The organism is Chryseobacterium gambrini (assembly GCF_027920505.1).
In the GTDB taxonomy this organism is placed as follows: Bacteria; Bacteroidota; Bacteroidia; order Flavobacteriales; family Weeksellaceae; genus Chryseobacterium; species Chryseobacterium gambrini.
In genome coordinates, this window is record NZ_CP115857.1 from 1,845,786 (window position 1) to 1,863,934 (window position 18,149).

Sequence of the window (18,149 nt, forward strand, 5' to 3'; positions counted from 1 at the left end):
CCGGGCAGTCTTTTTTCAACCAGACGGTCTCTTCCGTCGTAGGTACTGGTAGCAGAGCTCGTTTAAAATAGCATCCGTAATCAGGTTACTGTTATCTGAAATCTGTTTTACCGCTTTCGGGGAAATGACGAAAGCCAGCTGGCTGTACTCGTTGTACACGTAATACGTGTCCACATTCTGTGCCCCGTCATTTCTGCGCACCAGAATCGTCTGTCCCTGTCCGTTTTTAAATTCCGTTACAGGATTTCCGTCCTCATCGGTTACGGTGTTTTTGTACAGTGTTGCGGCAGAATAATATCCTGAATTATCTGAAGAAACCGAAAGCGTGGAAACCGTGGTGGAAACATTGTTCACGGTACTGGTGGTTGTACTGGTAATAAATTTCTTCACCTCTGTTCCCAGGTTGGTTTCGTACTTCAGCTTCTGGGTGTGTCCCGAGCTCATCTTCCATGGCTCTCCCGGGCTTGCCTGCTGCAATACCCTGTCCAGCGGGGAGTTTTCCATTTCCTTTTCAGAATATGCGTTGGAAACCCCGTAATAGGAGTTGGCAGCCGTTTCATCGGTAATTCCGGTATGGATGGAGGAGTTCTGGGTGGCGGCGGGAACGGGAAGGATGTTTTTCACCTGTCTTCCGAAGCCGTCATAGGTAATGGGCGTTACCAGGTCTTTTCCGCCGGGTGCCGCTTTTACACTGATGATCTGCTTGGGTCTTCCCAGACCGTCAAAGTAAGTGATGGTCTCGGATTTACGGCTGCAGTCGTCATTCAGACAGCTCTGGGACTGTATGTAGTTCTCGTTCTGGGATTGTGCGAAGGACATCGCGGCAAAAACCAGCCCCAACAGGGAGAATGCTTTGGTTGTACTGTATTTTCTCATGTTTGTGTTATGGTTTGTAGTTGTACTTGTTTTCAGACACTTTTTTGTTGATATAGCTTCCTGCGCCGTTTTTCCCTCTTACTCCTGTTTCTTTCAGCCTGTTTGCCGAATCGTAAGTGTAGGTCTGTCTTACACCGGACGGAGGGGTGATGCTGGTTACCCCGATCAGCGGATCGTAGGTGTAGGTGGAGATCAGCTTTCCTGAAAGCGCCGACTGTTTTCGGAAGCTATTCAGGGCATCCAGAAGAAGGCTTTCCTGTGCAGGATCTGCGGCATCATTGTCGGAAGCCGTTACAATCCCTGAAACCGGAACTGAGGATGTCAGCTGATCGTAAGTGATTCCCTCCACCTTGGCAATGGGCTGGGTTTTGTTATATCCCCAGACAAGGGCTACCGGAATTCCGTCCTTGGTGGTGTACTGAAGGATGTTTCCTTTTTCATCGTATCTGTCGTAGGTAACATCAGTGGATGAAGTACCGCTGAGTTTATCATACGATTTCTGGGATAACGGAAGCACGAGATTTCCTGCCTGAGGCGTAGGAAGGGAAGCCGGATAAACCGTTTCTGTTTTGCCCAGTGTTTTGGTAACACCGCCAACGGTTTGCGTAACGGTGGTTTCCAATGGAATGCCGATCATGTTTTTAGAGATCAATAACTGGTTGTTTTTTTCGTGGGCGTAGGAGTAAGTGGTTTGCTGAATGGTATTGTCAGACATCACCGTTTTTTGAGAAGTAAGCTGATAATGAGAATTACTGTCATATACATACTCCGTAGTGGTCATCAGCTTTTTGTATGAAGAATCATCTTGCGTATGTACAGGTACATACTCATAATATTCGGTATTTTTTGTACTGGAAAGCAATGAATAATAGCTTTCCTTAGGCAATGAAACCATGCTGTAGTTTGATAGAATTGATTCCAGCGGTAAATTTTGATGTGAAGACAACAGAGTATAGACTTCTTTTGCCCGTAAATCATATGCCGTTTTCAGAGTCTTCAGGTCATAGGTATTTGAAGTTCTTTTCACAAGAGAGAGCTGCCCTGAAGATAATCTTGAAAAAACTCTGTTCTCAAGTATTTTTCCATTAAAATCATCATAAGAAAAGCTTTTATCCAGTACATTAATTGAGTTTGAAGTCAGACTTCCAAGATACCCCATATCACCAAAAAAGTTTTGGTAACTTCCATCACCAAATACAGGCATTAAAGGTGTTCTCACAACGAACTGATCCTGATGGTAATTATCAGCAAATTTTTTTTGCTCTCCACCTTTTTCAAAATTATCTCCTCCATAACTAATGGTAACGTCAGGGTAGGTGGGGTTAAAAAAATAATCAGAAAGAGAACCTGCAGGTTCTGAGGATTCAAATTCATGATAATAAGCTAATGGAACAAAAGACATTCCTCCACTGCAACTCTCTGCGGTGTATTGTGATGTGATATAGCTATTTGGATAAAGGGTTGTGGGCAAAATATTTATATTGCCTATATCCTGAAAGGAAGAGTAATATATTCTTTTAATATTCGTAACAGTATTGTTTTCATCAACATCATATGTCCTTTTTAATCTTAAACCGGTTACATTCTGGCTTGCATATCCATCACTGTATGAAACCGTAAACTCGCCCCGATAGTTAACATTCGGTTTGGGAACCAAAGATAATTTCAAAATGTAGTTCTTACCTGGATCTGTTTGAAAACTAAAATTTCTACTTTTTGTTCTGTAATTATTGTCTATATCCTCTTGGGTAGTCTTGGGTAATGAAATGATTTCATTCTTTAGCACAGCCCCTGTACTCTCTTCTATAATTTTGAAACTCACCTCAAGATAACCGGTTAAAGAATAAATTTCATTTTGTGTTATCGTAAGATCTACCGTAATATTATTATTCATTATATTATTTCCATTCAATGTTGCAGTGTACTCCGTTAAGGGAGTACTGTAGGGAGTACTTTCGACTTCACCGTATTTATACTGCAAAACAGGATATTTTTGAGGTCTGGCTTCATACTCAAAAAAAGTGGCTCCTTTTGTCGGATAGATAATGGATGTAAGAGTTCCCTTTTTTGCTGATGTAAAATCGGAAGTTCGATCTGCGTAACTAAAAAGATCCGTAGTTGGATAAGAAAAGGAGGTATTCCCCAATAATCTTAAGTCCGGAATTAATGTAGAGTTGAACTTACTGTTAAAATATCCGAAAACGTCAACACTTTTGCTGTATTTATCCGGAAGACCTGTCGGGTCATCATACGTGAAAGAATATTCATTGTCAAATACAGGATTATCACCTTGAAAATTATACTGTTTTACTTTTGTTAAAAAAAAACGTTCGAGTAATGAAGGATTTGCTGTTGAATATTGATCAAGATATTCAAAACTTATACGTTTAGATTTTTTATCAGAAAAATTATCAACAATATCGATTGAAGAGATTTTATTATAAAAAGAACCGTTTAAATTATTGTAATTGAAAAGAATCGTTTTTTCTTTTCCTTTTATTTTCACCAACACTTTTGCACCATTGATTCTTAGAATATTATTTTCGTTGACATAGCTTGGTACAGCACCGGATCCAGATCCCTGACAAACAGTACCATTTAGTTCCAGAGAGCGCAGTATTTTCTTCTCTATCGTTGAGTTTAAAAACGATTTTCCACCTATATTCTGATATTCAAAAGTAATTTCATTATTTTCAGGATTATTAATTTTCGTAAGGTAAAAGCTTGTGTATCCTGAAAATGCAGGAGCTTCGCGTATCCATGTTTTCTCTATTGCATTCTCTCCTCCAAAATAGTATTTTATTCCATCATTGGTTGTCAGCACAAACTGATGGGTTACTTTAAAATCTCCAATAGTCTCTAATTTAAATTGATGGCTGTCTGTAGTTAATACGGGATTTAAATTTTTATCCAGATAGAATTTTCCGGATAATCCATTAACCGATATACTGAAAATGTCTATTTCATTATCATAAGAATCGTCTGTAAAATATGATTTGATCAAAGAGGAATTGGATGACCCGTCCGGAATATTCACTAAATTCTCAATTTGGGATGACGTACTAAATATCAATCTGTTTGAAGCGGGCTGCATTTCGTCAGGAAGATCATTAATCGTTCTGCTAATTACCCCTCCTGCATCGAGCAACCAGCTTACTCCAACATTATTTGATAGATCATTCACCTTCACTCCTAATTTTGAATATCTTAATTCAATGGTATTAAATATACTTTTTTCTTTTATTTCAGCTAATGGAATATTAATCTGTGCCATCCCTTTATATTCATTTAGCGGCTGATTTCCATAGCGTGTCATTTCATCAGCTTGTGGAGTGGGTGGAACTACATTTGTGCTCTTGTTTATATTTGTAGGGTTTGTGAGTAAATTATTTTGTTGTGCATTAACAAATAAAATCGCAGAACAAAATAGTAATGTGAAAGTTTTATTGTTCTTCATCATTGGTTTATTTTTTAATCATTTTAGCATTCGCCGTTTTGTCATTAGTCTTCACTACTACCAAATATGCCCCCTGAATCAAAGGCTGGGTATTGATCTTGGTGATCTTGTTTTTTGTTTTTACCGTTTCAAGCTTTCTTCCGCCCATATCATATATCGCAATTTCAGCCTCAAACGCTCCTTCTCTCAAGCCCTCAAACCCAAGCTCCACATACACATAATCCGTTACAGGGTTCGGGTAGATCCTGATATCCTGCTTTTCGATCAGCTGGTCAACCTGTTTGTCGCCCAGCTTCACGATCTTCCAGTTCTCTTTTCCCAGTTCCTCTGCGCTGGTTCCTGCGAGTACAATTGATCCGTCACGGTTCAGCTTAATATCAGATAACCGTTCCTCTTTTTTTCGGGATTCTCCCTTTACGTGCTTTCTCCACTGCTCATTTCCGTTCTGGTCGAGATACAGCATCCAGAAAGTCTCGTCATCATTTTCAATCCTTCCTTCCGCCTGTGTGTAACCACCCAGCAGAATCCCTTTAGACTTCCCGCCTCCATCTTCCTGCTTCCCGGCAATGACACTCATCCCCATCAGAACATCCCTATTTTTAAAGCTATAGGATTTCTGCCACTGCTCATTTCCGTTCAAATCAATAGCTACCAACCATAAATCGGTTCCGTCTTCAATACCGACTGATTTATTTCCCGATCTTTCCGATCTGGATTCTCCACCGATCAGGTAGCCGGTTGAAGTCAGCGCCAGTGTTCTTACATGATCATCGCCTTTACCTCCGAAATTCTTTTCCCATTCCAATTTTCCGTCTTTCGAAAGCTTAACGATCCAGTAATCGCCTTCACCAAAATTGTTGCTTGTTTTTGGTTGATAGTTGATGGTTTTACTACTTCCAGCCTCTGTCTTCCCGCTTCCTGCCAAAGCTGCGCTTCTGGAATAAATCCCTAACAAAGCTCCACCGTCTTTGGTGGGAATCATCTTTTCCATTTCATCAAGACCTTTCCCGCCTAATACCAATTGGGATAGTTCTTTCCCGTTTTTATCCAGCCGTACCACCAAAACATCTTTGGAGCCGTAGCCCTTCATTTTCGGATCCTGAGCCTGTTTACCCTGAGCGGAGTCGAAGGGAAGGGTTGTATTCCCCGCAACAAAAAATCCAAAATCCGTCGTCTGAATCACCGCTCTTGCTTCTTCGTCCGCAGTACTGCCAATCGTTTTCTGCCATAATTCATCGCCAAATTCGTTGATTCTGATAAGCCAGAAATCACTGCCTCCTTTGGAATCGTCTTTTTTATCCAGCCCTTTTCCTGAATAACTGGAACCCGCCAGAAGAAACCCTCCTTCCTGAGTGTTAACCGTTGCCGATAAAAAATCATGGTTTTTCCCTGAGAAATATTTTTCCCAAACCTCTTCGCCCTGCTGGTTGAGCTTAACCAGATGGAAATCGTAACCGTTATTCTGCTGAGAGGTGGCAGAAGGCAGACCGTAGGTTGCAGGAGAGCTGCTGCCTGTGATCTTTTGGCTGTTACCCCGAATGCTGCTTCCGGTAATTAAATACTGCTGATCGATGGTCGTGGTGACCTGTGAAAGAAAGTCCTGCGTAGAAGACCGGATGTCTTTCTGCCAGACCACTTCTTGGGCATACACCCCCAGAATGCTGCACAGAGTGAACACACTCATGCCGAGTTTTTTCATACTTAGTGTAATTTTAACGTTATTGTAAAGGTGAAATTAAGAAAGGGAATGCTTAGAAAAATAAGGAAACCCGCATTCTTAAAGTATTGATCCTGAATTTGACAGAACCTGTCCGAAATTTATTTGTTTTAATCATGGCTTTTTAGTTTTTTTATGAGCTTTTAACAGCTTGTCTTTTTTACTTTTCTGCAAAATTACAAAGCATTAACGACAAAACATGTCGCTTTATTTTAAAGGATGCAATTTTTTTCAAAAAGGTTGGAAATCATGATGAAATTTTTTAAAGTGTATGTTTTAATGTACGCTTCGGCTCCGCTCAGCGTACTGCGTGGGGTTGCATTACAATAATTTGTTTAAATGAAATTGTAGTGCGCTTCGGCTCCGCTCAGCGCACGGTGGTGGTTTGGTTTACAATGGTCTGTTTAAAATGGAGTCGCATTGAGGTACGCTGAGCGGAGCCGAAGCGTAAAAATATCTGCATTAAAATTTTATCGGAGATAAAATCTTTGCGCCTTAAATAGATAGAGTAAGTTAAAAAATATTGCGTCTTTGCGGGTTTAAACAATTTTGGGATGGTTATTCAGGTTGATGTGCGCTTTGGCTTCGCTCAGCCCACGGTGGCGGATGTTGATACAATAATCTGTTTAAAATGAAATTGTAGTGCGCTTTGGCTCCGCTCAGCCCACGGTGGATAGTTTGGTTTACAATGATTTATTTAAAATGGAGTTGCACTGAAGTACGCTGAGCGGAGCCGAAGCGTACGGTTACCTTAGAAATATCTTCATTAAAATTTTATCGGAGATAAAATCTTTGCGCCTTAAACAAATAGAGCGTGTTAAAAAATATTGCGTCCTTTGCGGGTTTAAACAACTTTAGGAATAATTATTTACGATGATGTGCGCTTCGGCTTCGCTCAGCACCCGATGGCGGGTTTGTGTTATAATGATCTGTTTAAAATGGGATGGCAATGATGTGAGCTTCGACTCCGCTCAGCCCACGGTGGTGGTTGGGTTTACAATGATTTGTTTAAAATTTTATAAGAAAATAAATTTGAATCTGTTGCGCTTACATTACATTGCGTAAGTTCATTCACTTAAAAAAATAAAAATAACTATATTTATAAAAAAACATGGAAAAAGTAAAAAGACGATGAGTGAGCTTGTTAAATTCAAATTTTACGAAACGGCGCTTCAGGCGAACCGGGACAAACAGATTCTTGCGGAAAGCGGCATCAACAGTTTTATTGCGAACGAACAACTGATCCAGTCGGACTGGTTGCTTTCTCAGGCAGTTGGCGGAATTCAGCTTCAGGTTTTTGAAGAGGATCTTGAAAAAGCCAATCAGGCATTGAAAGATTACAGGGAAAACGAAGAATTTTCTCTGGAAGTGGAACACACCATTGCAGATCCTGAATTTGATTTCGTTTGTCCGAAATGTGGATCTAACCATATTTACAGAGACGACAGTGCGACAAGTTTTTTCGGAATTTCGATTTTAACGAGTCATAAATTTGTCTGTTATTATTGCGGAAATGAGTTTACGCATTAATGGTTTTAGAAAGTGACGTAATGTTTTTTTAACGCAATGATCGCAATATTTTTTTGAAGGTATTGTGGATATTTTCCGTTCGCAAGGGCGCTTCACTCAGCTAATGAGCTGTATATTTGTATTCCTTATTTATATAACAAAGAGGATATTGAAAGAAAACAGTACAATTCCCCTCCTCTGGAGGGGTGGCGAAAATTCAAATGAATTTTTGACGGGGTGGTCTTTTAATATGAGTGATAAGTGATGAATGATAAAATACGGTTTACGCATTAATACCTAGACAATTAGAAAGTGAAATGTTTTTTTAACGCAATGATCGCAATGTCTTTTTGAAAGTATTGCGGATATTTTCCGTTCGCAAGGGCGCTTCACTCAGCTAATGAGCTGTATATTTGTATTCCTTATTTATATAACAAAAGAGGATATTGAAAGAAAACAGTACAATTCCCCTCCTCCGGAGGGGTGGCGAAAATTCAAATGAATTTTTGATGGGGTGGTCTTTTAATATGATTGATAAATGATGAATGATGAATGATGATTTATAAAATACGGTTTACGCATTAAATTTAGAAAGTGAAATTGATATTCTTTTTAACGCAATGGTCGCAATGTCTTTTTTGAAGGTATTGTGAATATTTCAGTTCGCAAGGGCGCTTCACTCAGCAAATGAGCTGTATATTTGTATTCCTTATTTATATAACAAAGAGGATATTGAAAAAAATCAGCAACAATTCCCCTCCTCCGGAGGGATGGCGAAAATTCAAATGAATTTTTGACGGGGTGGTCTTTTAATATGATTGATAAGTGATGATTGATAAATGATGATTTATAATCGATGAGTGATGAATTTTCATTATCAAGTAAATGCTGTACAGAGAAAAATCACAATCACCATTTAGAAATTGATTATCCCTCTCTCATAGCCACGATTGCAGCGGCATCCTTTTGTGAAGCGAAGCGGAACAAAAGATACAGCGGAAAGCGGGAAAAAGCTCCTAAAAAAGAAAGGAAGATTGAGGATGGAAGTTTACGATCGTTGAAAATAAAAATTTATTAAATAATGGGAGACTGAGATTGCTTTATCGCATTCGCTTCTCGCAAAGACAAAATAAAAGAGTATGAAAATAATCTGTATTGGAAGAAATTACAGCGAACACGCAAAAGAACTGGGCAACGAAATCCCGGAAAGACCCGTCATTTTTATGAAGCCGGACACAGCGGTTTTGAAGGGAAATGATTTTTACATTCCCGAATTTTCAGATGATGTGCATTACGAACTGGAAGTTGTTGTTAAGATTTCGAAAGGCGGAAAATACATCCAGAAAGAAACGGCACAAAAACATTATGAGGAAATCGGGCTGGGAATTGATTTTACCGCGAGAGATCTTCAGAGTGAATTAAAATCCAAAGGATTGCCCTGGGAACTGGCGAAAGGTTTTGACGGTTCTGCAGTGGTGGGAAATTTCTTTAAAAAGGAAAATTTTAATCTTGAATCGCTGAATTTTTCTTTACTGAAGAACAAGGAAAAGGTACAGGAAGGAAATACGAAGGACATGATGTTCACCATTGATGACATTATTGCTTTTGTGTCGCAGTATTTTACATTGAGAGTGGGAGATCTTATCTTTACAGGAACCCCGAAAGGCGTAGGAAAAGTGGAAGAAAATGATATTCTGGAAGCTTATCTTGAAGATGAAAAGGTTCTTGACATCCGAATATTATAAGTAATTTAACATAACTTTTGGCATAATTTTCCTATCTTTAGTAGACAAAATTAAAGGTTATGGTAAATATTGTATTACCCGTAGATTTTGGGGACAAGACAGAACAGCTTTTGGAAGGAGCTGTAAAATTCGCTAAGCAGGTAAACGGCAGAATTTATTTAATTCATGTGGCACCTTCGGATATCGGCTTTGCGATCGGAGATATGGGATTTCAGTATTTTCCGGAAGTAGAGGAAAACGAGATCCGGGAAGAACTTGTTCAGCTGAACAAAATTCAGCAGAGAATTCTGGCGCATGAGGTAGAATGCGAACATATTCTGAAACAGGGAATTGCAAAAGATATTATTCTGGAACACGCAGAAGATAAAAAAGCTGATTTCATCGTGATGGGATCTCACGGAAGAAGCGGAATTTATGATGTATTCGTGGGAAGTTTAACAAAAGGGATCACGAAGGATTCTAAAGTTCCTGTTCTGGTGCTTCCGATACATGACTAAAAAGTGAAAATTTTAATCGTTAATAAAAAAGCCGACCAAATAAAAATTTGATCGGCTTTTTACTATATAACCAATTAATTAACCTTCATTTTTGTAGATTTTCGGATCGTAGTAAGGGTTCTTACCTTCCGTTGGAGAATAGTAGTCTTTATCTTTATCACCTCCTAAAGTAACTACCAAAACGTAGCACCAATAAGTGAATAGTACGCAACAAACGATAAACAGAATCCAGTTCAAAACATTACCGAAAGTATCAAAGAAACCGAAAGACCATTTGAAAACTTTGCTTAAGAATAGAAAGAAAGACGTCATTATTTTCCTTTTTTAAATTAACTTTGTACAAATTTATAAAAAATGTTTAAATTACTTTCAAAAGAAAGCAATATTTTTTCAATTCCTGTTTATATTGGTTTTCTTCTTTTAATAGTAATAACTTTTAATTTATTGAATTTCAACACTTATGAGGGGATTATTGCCGGGATTACTTTCCTGGGAATTGCTCTGGGATATTTCTGTTTTCACAGTATTGCACTCAATTATCAGACGCATCTCCCATTATTCTTATATACATTTTTTGTTTTCGGGCTGTATCCCGGAAATTTAGACATCGGAATTGCTGTCGCGCTGCTTACCAATTCTTTTCTTTTGCTGCTTTTGACAAGTACCAATGAGGACATCCGAAAAAAATCTTATGTTCTGGTAGGCTCCATTGTTGCCCTCAATTTTATTTTTCTTCCGACAACCTGGCCGATGGCGGTTTTTGTGATTATCCACGTAATTGCCACTTCCGAAAGAATCGGGCTGAATATTTTCAGGTTTTTACTGGGGATTATTTTAATTGTTTTCAGTTATTTTTCAGTGATGTTTTTTATTGATTTTAAAAGCTGGAATATTGATTATTTTCCGTTCGGAAAGATGAAACCGGTGACAGATTATACAGAACTTCTGCCTTTGATCCCTGTAATTGGTATGCTGATCTATGCTGTGTACGACCATTTCAGAAATTACAATAAAAAAAGCCCGATAAGCAGGTACAAATATACTTTCCTGCTTGTTTTTTCGATGGCGCAGCTGATTACGATTATTCTTTACATGAATAAAAACTACGAATATTTACTTCTTCTTGCTTTTCCCTCTACTATTATCATCAGCAGAATGCTCAGATTTCTGCCAAAATACTGGATGCAGGAAGTTGGTTTATGGCTGCTTATTTTCAGTTTAATCGGTTTTAAAGCCGGAACTTATTTTAATTTATTTTAAAGATTATGATTCAGATAGACGATAAATTGATCTCCGAGGATATTTTTTCTGAAGAGTTTGTGTGTAACCTTTCTAAATGTAAAGGTGCGTGTTGTGTGGAAGGAGATGTAGGTGCTCCTTTGGATAAGGACGAACTGGAAATTTTAGATTCTATTTTTGAGAAAGTGAAGCCTTATCTTACCGAAGAAGGCATTAAATCCATCGAAAAGATCGGAACATGGACAACCGATCCGATGGACGGAATGTACGTAACACCAATGGTAGAAAACCGCGAATGTGCATACGTAACTTTTGATGAAAAAGGAATTACGAAATGTGGTATTGAAAAGGCATATGAAGACGGCGCAGTAGAGTGGCAGAAGCCGATCTCATGCCATCTCTACCCAATCCGTATTAAAGAATATTCTACTTTCAAAGCACTAAACTATGATGTTTGGAAGATCTGCAGCGATGCCTGTACTTTAGGCAAAGAATTGCAGGTTCCCGTGTATAAATTCCTGAAAACACCTTTGATCCGAAAATATGGTGAAGAATTTTATGACGTTCTGAGCGAAGTGGCTGAAGAATGGAAGAAGGAGTACGGATCTTAATTTTGAGTAAAAGGATTAAAGAGTGATAGGATTTGAGAGTCTGAGGGTTTAGAGTTGTAAGGTTTTTAGGTTTTAATATTTTTTCCAACTTTAACTGAATTGCATTCAGCCTTATCAGTAAAGATGGACTTGATAGAAGAACAAGATGATTATGTCAACAGGAATTGGCTTTAGTCAAAACTAATCATCAATTTTGTATTAAGCTGATTTTGATTTGCAGATTTTACATCGGACAAAGCTTCGGTAATTAACAAAATGCAATAATTTGATGATCTAAATTATCTAAATCAATCTCACATCAATAAAGCAAAACCGTTCTGTAAAATCTACAGAACGGTTTTTAATTGAACTTTATTATATCGAAAATTATTTTGCTGCTCCGGCTTTTATAACTGCTGTTTCAGCTTTAGCTTCCTCTTTTTTGGCTTTTTCCCAGCCGTCTTCCGGCATCAGAGTTGCCACGATTCTGCCTTTTGTAAGATATTTCTTAGCTACATCCTGAAGGTCTTTTACGGTTAAAGCTTTTACTTTTTCCTGATAGTTAAGGATTTCATATTTATCGCTTCCGTCAAGCTGATTTTTGGTAAGCGCGTTCATCCAATACATATTGTCTTTCATATTGGTTTTATCATCATTGTATTCCCCTTCCTTGTATTTATCAAGATCCTTTTGCTCTGGTCCTTTATCAATTAACTTCTGAAGCTCTGTAATCGCACTTTTCGTTAATTTCTCAGCATTTTCCGGTCCGCAAGGGAAATTGATGCTGAAACTGTAATTACTGAACGGTACTTTGTACATTCCACCTCTTGCTCCGCCACCGTAAATTCCGCTTTCATCTTCTCTCAGTTTTTCAATTACCTTAATGGTTGCCACTTCTCCAAGAGCCTCTAAAGCCAGTGCTTCTTTTTCGTTGTAAGGCGCTTCTCCGCTGTACGCGATGGTAACCATACTTTTAGGATCTTTTCCTTTTTTGTAGACCTTAGAATAATCTCCGGTTATCTGTCTGTATCCTGTATCTTTAAAAGTAGACGTTTTTCCGCTTGAAGGAAGACTTGCAATGTACTGTAACACTTCATTTTTAAATGTTGCCTCATCAATATTTCCTACAAAATAAAACTGGAAGTTTCCGGCATTTGAGAATTTCTCTTTATAAATATCGTACGCTTTTTTATAATCTGTATTTGCCCAGTCTTTCTCCATCGGGATAATTCCTACAAATCTCGGATTTTTCTGATTCATGAATTTCGCATGCTCACTGGAGAAATAAAACTGAGGATTGGACAGCAGGTTATCCATCATCGCAGACTGCTTTGTTTTGTAAGCATTAAATGCATCAGGATTGTAATTCAAACCTGTAAAATAAGCATACATCAGCTCCATTGCTGTTCCCAGATCTTTTCTGGTCGTTCTTCCGGAAACTCCTTCCGTTACATTTCCGATTGACGGATTTACGTTTACCTGCTTTCCTGCAAGATAATTGGTAAGGTCTGCTTTGGAGAAACCATTAACTCCGGCTTCCGATAAGGCAGGAAAAGCAAACTGGGTCTTAACAAAATCGGCATCATTAATTACTGAGCTTCCTCCCAGACTTCTCGCTGCAAAAACAATTTCATCGTCTTTAAAATCTGTCTTTTTAAAGGTTACTTTTGCGCCATTGCTCAGCGTCCATGTTGTGGTTCCTAATTTGGCATCGGTTTCCGTTTTAGCAATTGCACCTTCAGATTTAAAAGGTTTTACTAAATTTTTAATGGTAGCTTTTTCCTGATACGGTTTAAGATCTGCCATCTTCACTCCTTCAAAAGTATTCAGTACCATGGCTTCAGTCGGCATCTGAACGTTGTCTTTTTTAGGACCGGTGATTACCACTACCCTGCTGTCGTCTTTTACCAGTTTTTTAAAAACTTCATTGGTCTGAGCCAGCGTTACAGAAGGTAAGAATTTTTTGGTGTCTTCATATTCCCATGCAATTCCCGGCATTGGTTCCTGCTCAAGGAAATTTCTTACATATTCGTCTACAAGAACATCACTTTCCGTTTTATCTCTGTTGTTGTAGGTTCTTTCAATATTAGACATTACCTGAGATTTTGCCCTGTCTAATTCTGTTTGTGTAAACCCGAATCTTTTCGCTCTTTCCGTTTCTTCCAGAAGAACTTTTAAAGCATTAAGCTGGTTTCCGTCTTTCACCATTGCCATTCCCTGAAAAGCTTCCTTGCTCCTTGCATACGTACCACCATGATAAACATAACCGTACGTAAAAGGAGGATTATTTGAGTTTACCAACTCTCCCAGTCTGTTATTCAGCATGGTTGAAGCAATCTGTTCTACAAGACTCTGGTTGTACTGTTCTACTGTAACATCCGGCTGGTAAGATTCAGAATCTTTCATGATGAACTGTACCATAGATCTTGTAGCATCCGGATCTGTTTCGATAGCCACCAAAGTTTCCTTATGGTTCGGAAGATCGAAGCTCTTTCTTTCTCTTGGTTTGGAAGGATTTTTATATTTGCTGAAATTATCTTTAATTTTCTTTTCAACTTCATCCACATTAATATCTCCCACTACTACAATTGCCATCAGATCCGGTCTGTACCAGTCTTTATGAAACTGTCTGATAACATCCGGCTTGAAGTTTTCCAGAACATCTTTCTTTCCAATCGGAAGTCTGTTGGCGTACTGAGAGTTGTACAGTAATTTCGGAAGGTATTTATCCGACATTCTTTTGTCTGCTCCCAAACCAAGTCTTAATTCTTCAAGAACAACACCTCTTTCTTTATTGATCTGCTCATCAGAAAGTGTAGCGTTGAATGCCCAGTCTTCCATTACTTTAAGACCTGCATCCAGATTTCCGGGCTTGTCTAAAGGAACAGGAAGCATGTAAACCGTTTCGTCAAAGCTGGTGTAAGCGTTTAAATGCTGTCCGAATTTCACCCCGATAGACTGAAGAAAGTCGACAAGTTTATTATCCGGGAAATTTTTTGTTCCGTTGAAGTTCATGTGCTCCATGAAGTGAGCCAGACCTCTCTGGTTTTCATCCTCAAGGATAGATCCTGCATTAATTGCCAGTCTGAAATCTACTTTCTTCTCGGGTAACATATTTTTTCTGATATAGTACTTCATCCCGTTCGGAAGAGTACCGGTCTTTACAGAAGGATCCATAGGAATATTCTGTGCAAATGCATTGGCAGACATCAGAACGACTACTGCAAGCGACGAAAACATTTTTTTCATAGTTGTTTCGATTATTAATTTTTATGGTTCAAAAATATAATTTATTCACTTAACGAGGAAATGTTCAAATTATTATTTAAAGTTAAATTTGAGTTAATTATCGTTAATATTTTTAAGAAAAAAGATTTGAATTTCAGAAAATGAGAACAGCTTTAAAAGGGAAAATCCCAAGCCAAAGTAATGCAATCTTTTCTCATCAGTATGTTTTTGTGTTATAATGAGCAAAATTAAAAATTCAGAATATAAAGAATCTATTTTTTTAGTTAAACTTTAGTTAAAAATATCATTTCAGCAAAAAAGTCGGGCAAAACCCGACTTTATTATGTTAAATAGCAATTATTTTACTTAAAATCCGCATCCGTAACTCCTGAATTAACTGTTACTTTTGTCGTTTTAATAGTCATGGTCTGTCCGCCACCCTGCGCTTCAATTAAGGAAGGGAATTTAATTCCGTCTACCGTTAAATAATCTTTTGTAAGCGCTGTTCCCTCTTTTGCATCCGCTTTATATAAAAGACCTGTAGAAGCATCGAAATAGAATTTTCCTTTATCGGAAGTTAATACATTATAATCTTTTCCGTCGATTTTTTCTGTGGTAACATCCTTGAATTTTGTATAATCGTATCCTAAAGCATCAATGATTTTTCCTTTCTTTAAATCTCCCAGTTTATCTGCCGGAATTTCGCTTTTGTTGCCCATCTGCTCCATATATCCCTTTTCACCGTCAAAATACTGAGAAGCCGCTTTCTGTCCCATAAAAAACTGTTCAGACTTGAATTTGTTGCCCAGTTTTTTTGTGGTCATCGTAATTTCTCCCGGTAGCGCAGCTCCCGAAATCGTATTTTCTATTACAATTGAATTTACAGCTTCAAGTTTATCTTTTCCTCCAAGTGCCGTAAGATATTTATCGATAACTTCTTTTGGAGTAAGTTTAGATTTTACAGCTTCCGTTTTAGCGGGAGCAGCAGTAGTTTTTTGTGCAGCTACCGAAGTAGAAAAAAGCACAGCGCAAAAAAACGGAATGATGATCTTTTTCATAAATAAAGTTTAGTGTCGTAAATATAGGAATATTAAACAAATAAATGCAGATGTTTACTCAATAAAAAAACCACTGCAAAAACAGTGGTTTTCAAATATTTACAGTAAAATAAATTACTTTTTAAGCTCTTCCAAAAACTCGTCGTGAGAAATTACAGTTTCTTTTTTCGTTGCTTTTTCAAGGATTACATCCTTAAGCTTCGTCATCGCAACTTCAGAAGAAATTTGTCTTACCTGCTCCTGGTCTTTCAACATTTCAACCGCATATTTCTGGATCTCCTCATCTCCTAAGTGGTGGATTCCGTAGATAGCTAATTGATTTCTTACCAACTGTTCAGCCTGTCCTAAAACATCAGCATAGTCTAATTTAATGTCGTTATCCGTCATTAATTTACCTTCGATGATCTGATATTTCAACTGGTTTTTCTCAGATTCAAGGATTTCTTTTGCCTGCTCTTCAGACTGGATGTTCTGGTTAGAGAACAGTAACCATTTTACAAGGAATTCTTCAGGAAGTTTTACTTCTTCTTTTTCAGAAACCTGCTCCAATACTTTATTCACAAAGTGAACGTCAGCATTTTGCTGGAAGTATTCGTCTAATTCAGATTTTACTTTTTCTTTCAGTTCTTCTTCAGACTTAATGTTTCCTTCTCCGTATACTTTATCGAATAATTCCTGATTAAGTTCAGCCAAGTTAAGACCGTAGAAATCTTTTACTTTTACTTCCACTTCGTTGTGGTGTAAATGCTCAACTTCTTCTTTAGAGAATCCTAATTCTTTAGCCAGTTCTTCGTTTTCAGCAAGCGTTTCTTTAGAAACTTTTACAGAACCGTCCATTTTCAAAGATTTTACCAGTTTGAAAGCTTCTTTGTTTTCAGCAGTAATGGTAACGTTCTTTGGATGGTGGTGGTGCTCTCCTTCTGCATCTTCTTCCACAACCTGAGAAATTTCTAAAGCGATGTAAGAATCTTTATTGATTTTTTCTTGAGGTGCCTGCTCTGCAAAACGCTTCTGCATGTTCTCAATACTTTTGTTGATTTCTTTTTCAGAAGCCTCTACTTTGTAGTGAGGAGCTTCATATTTAGCCAGGTCAATAGTGAATTCAGGCTCAAATCCTACTTCAAAAGCAACTTCAAGCTGATCCGCATTGTAATCGAATTCGTTTACTGGCTGTGGAACCGGCTGACCAACTAATCTTAGTTTGTTTTCGTTTACGTAGTTGTTTAAAGCATCAGAAACCTGCTTGTTGATTTCTTCAAAAGCAATACCTGCTTCATATTGTTTTCTAACCATACTCAAAGGCACTTTCCCTTTTCTGAAACCCGGAACTTGCGCATTTTTAGCATAATTAATCAATTGCTTATCAACTTTTTCTTTATAGTCAGATTTTTCCAATGTCACTGTAAGCAATGCACTTACATCATCATGGTTTTTTGCAGTAACCTTCATTATTGATTAAAATTTTAGGTTGCAAAAATATGAAAATTTTATGAAAAAATATCAATTAAAATTAACTTAAAAAGCCAAATAGTGTTAAATAGAAAAACCACCGGAAAAATTCCGGTGGTTTTAGTAACAAGATTAAAGATATTAAAAGGTTATTTTAATTCGTGATGGTATAGTTTGCCTGTGCATCCGTTTCACCTCCTACCTGCGTTCCGTAGATCACTCCGTTTCCGCTTACAGTAGCAGCTTCAGTTACGCTTGCTTACTCATGGAATAGGGTAAGAATTAATTGACTTGCCGATGAAGCATTATTTACTGCTTTATTAACAACCCATTTGGTTTTTAAACCTACATGTATACCGTTGTATGTAGATGAAGAATCATCTGTACGGGTTAATGTAATATCAGAGTTCGGAAAATTATATACAAGGAAATGTTCTTCTTTTGCATCTTTTATTTCCTGAGTAGCATCTTCATTTCCGTTTTTAAATTGCACCTCGACATTGTAAGTCTTTCCGTCCTGCACCTGAATGGTAGGATTTCCTCCTGCTCCCATACTATAATTATAAGTTTTAGTTACTGCATTGGGTACATCTTCAGTCACCAATAAAATAATGTTGGTAAGATCTTCCTGAGGCAGGTCGTCTTCTGCCGCAGATCCGTCTCTCTGACAGGAAACTACGGTGATGGCGATGAATAAAACAGCTAATAATTTGATGATATTTTTAGTATTGAATAATTTCATTTTTTTAAATTTTAAAGTTGATATTTTATCTGATGGTTTTAA

At 37.8% G+C, this 18,149-nt stretch carries 13 protein-coding genes; 5 read left to right on the plus strand and 8 right to left on the minus strand.

What is annotated here, in order from left to right:
• Positions 1–15: 15 nt before the first annotated feature.
• Genes PFY09_RS08305 through PFY09_RS20890 form a run of 3 tightly spaced genes read right to left on the minus strand, consistent with a single transcriptional unit; the run spans position 16 to position 6,032 of the window.
• A complete protein-coding gene (locus PFY09_RS08305) occupies positions 16–876 on the minus strand; it encodes a DUF6443 domain-containing protein (protein ID WP_271162094.1) in 861 nt (286 codons plus the stop codon).
• 7 nt (positions 877–883) lie between these two features.
• On the minus strand, positions 884–4,336 hold the full coding sequence (locus PFY09_RS08310; protein ID WP_271162095.1) for an RHS repeat domain-containing protein: 3,453 nt from the start codon (positions 4,334–4,336) through the stop codon (positions 884–886).
• Between the two features lie 4 nt (positions 4,337–4,340).
• The gene (locus tag PFY09_RS20890) at positions 4,341–6,032 is read right to left on the minus strand and encodes a T9SS type A sorting domain-containing protein (protein WP_271162096.1); all 1,692 of its coding nucleotides are present in this window, start codon (positions 6,030–6,032) and stop codon (positions 4,341–4,343) included.
• 1,149 nt (positions 6,033–7,181) lie between these two features.
• Here PFY09_RS20890 and PFY09_RS08320 point away from each other — a divergent pair.
• The 3 genes from PFY09_RS08320 (at position 7,182) to PFY09_RS08330 (ending at position 9,801) form a co-directional block, all read left to right on the plus strand.
• Positions 7,182–7,580: a putative signal transducing protein gene (locus tag PFY09_RS08320; RefSeq protein WP_108409993.1), complete on the plus strand. Its 399-nt coding sequence runs from the start codon at positions 7,182–7,184 to the stop codon at positions 7,578–7,580.
• 1,118 nt (positions 7,581–8,698) lie between these two features.
• Positions 8,699–9,304 (plus strand): fumarylacetoacetate hydrolase family protein, encoded by a 606-nt coding sequence (locus PFY09_RS08325; protein ID WP_271162097.1) that lies wholly within the window; start codon positions 8,699–8,701, stop codon positions 9,302–9,304.
• Positions 9,305–9,363: 59 nt separating this feature from the next.
• The gene (locus PFY09_RS08330) at positions 9,364–9,801 is read left to right on the plus strand and encodes a universal stress protein (protein ID WP_108409991.1); all 438 of its coding nucleotides are present in this window, start codon (positions 9,364–9,366) and stop codon (positions 9,799–9,801) included.
• Between the two features lie 78 nt (positions 9,802–9,879).
• Here PFY09_RS08330 and PFY09_RS08335 read toward each other — a convergent pair whose 3' ends face one another.
• Positions 9,880–10,113: a DUF6341 family protein gene (locus PFY09_RS08335; RefSeq protein WP_076390982.1), complete on the minus strand. Its 234-nt coding sequence runs from the start codon at positions 10,111–10,113 to the stop codon at positions 9,880–9,882.
• A gap of 42 nt (positions 10,114–10,155) precedes the next feature.
• Here PFY09_RS08335 and PFY09_RS08340 point away from each other — a divergent pair, with 42 nt between their 5' ends.
• Together PFY09_RS08340 and PFY09_RS08345 are read left to right on the plus strand one after the other, a co-directional pair.
• Entirely contained in the window at positions 10,156–11,061 is a 906-nt protein-coding gene (locus tag PFY09_RS08340) for a DUF6427 family protein (RefSeq protein ID WP_271162098.1), read from the plus strand.
• Between the two features lie 5 nt (positions 11,062–11,066).
• Entirely contained in the window at positions 11,067–11,651 is a 585-nt protein-coding gene (locus tag PFY09_RS08345; protein WP_271162099.1) for a DUF3109 family protein, read from the plus strand.
• 366 nt (positions 11,652–12,017) lie between these two features.
• Here PFY09_RS08345 and PFY09_RS08350 read toward each other — a convergent pair whose 3' ends face one another.
• The 4 genes from PFY09_RS08350 to PFY09_RS08365 form a co-directional block, all read right to left on the minus strand.
• On the minus strand, positions 12,018–14,879 hold the full coding sequence (locus tag PFY09_RS08350; RefSeq protein WP_271162100.1) for a M16 family metallopeptidase: 2,862 nt from the start codon (positions 14,877–14,879) through the stop codon (positions 12,018–12,020).
• A gap of 341 nt (positions 14,880–15,220) precedes the next feature.
• The gene (locus PFY09_RS08355) at positions 15,221–15,916 is read right to left on the minus strand and encodes a hypothetical protein (protein WP_256037980.1); all 696 of its coding nucleotides are present in this window, start codon (positions 15,914–15,916) and stop codon (positions 15,221–15,223) included.
• Between the two features lie 114 nt (positions 15,917–16,030).
• A complete protein-coding gene (locus tag PFY09_RS08360) occupies positions 16,031–17,365 on the minus strand; it encodes a trigger factor (protein WP_271162101.1) in 1,335 nt (444 codons plus the stop codon).
• A 259-nt stretch (positions 17,366–17,624) separates the two neighbouring features.
• The gene (locus PFY09_RS08365) at positions 17,625–18,107 is read right to left on the minus strand and encodes a hypothetical protein (protein ID WP_271162102.1); all 483 of its coding nucleotides are present in this window, start codon (positions 18,105–18,107) and stop codon (positions 17,625–17,627) included.
• Positions 18,108–18,149 lie beyond the last annotated feature (42 nt).

Excerpts from the sequence above, each read along its gene's own strand:
- PFY09_RS08355 (WP_256037980.1), bottom strand. The coding sequence starts at position 15,916 with ATGAAAAAGATCATCATTCCGTTTTTTTGCGCTGTGCTTTTTTCTACT.
- PFY09_RS08335 (WP_076390982.1), bottom strand. The coding sequence starts at position 10,113 with ATGACGTCTTTCTTTCTATTCTTAAGCAAAGTTTTCAAATGGTCTTTC.
- PFY09_RS08325 (WP_271162097.1), top strand. The coding sequence starts at position 8,699 with ATGAAAATAATCTGTATTGGAAGAAATTACAGCGAACACGCAAAAGAA.
- PFY09_RS20890 (WP_271162096.1), bottom strand. The coding sequence starts at position 6,032 with ATGAAAAAACTCGGCATGAGTGTGTTCACTCTGTGCAGCATTCTGGGG.
- PFY09_RS08365 (WP_271162102.1), bottom strand. The coding sequence starts at position 18,107 with ATGAAATTATTCAATACTAAAAATATCATCAAATTATTAGCTGTTTTA.
- PFY09_RS08340 (WP_271162098.1), top strand. The coding sequence starts at position 10,156 with ATGTTTAAATTACTTTCAAAAGAAAGCAATATTTTTTCAATTCCTGTT.
- PFY09_RS08320 (WP_108409993.1), top strand. The coding sequence starts at position 7,182 with ATGAGTGAGCTTGTTAAATTCAAATTTTACGAAACGGCGCTTCAGGCG.
- PFY09_RS08360 (WP_271162101.1), bottom strand. The coding sequence starts at position 17,365 with ATGAAGGTTACTGCAAAAAACCATGATGATGTAAGTGCATTGCTTACA.
- PFY09_RS08345 (WP_271162099.1), top strand. The coding sequence starts at position 11,067 with ATGATTCAGATAGACGATAAATTGATCTCCGAGGATATTTTTTCTGAA.
- PFY09_RS08350 (WP_271162100.1), bottom strand. The coding sequence starts at position 14,879 with ATGAAAAAAATGTTTTCGTCGCTTGCAGTAGTCGTTCTGATGTCTGCC.
- PFY09_RS08310 (WP_271162095.1), bottom strand. The coding sequence starts at position 4,336 with ATGATGAAGAACAATAAAACTTTCACATTACTATTTTGTTCTGCGATT.
- PFY09_RS08305 (WP_271162094.1), bottom strand. The coding sequence starts at position 876 with ATGAGAAAATACAGTACAACCAAAGCATTCTCCCTGTTGGGGCTGGTT.
- PFY09_RS08330 (WP_108409991.1), top strand. The coding sequence starts at position 9,364 with ATGGTAAATATTGTATTACCCGTAGATTTTGGGGACAAGACAGAACAG.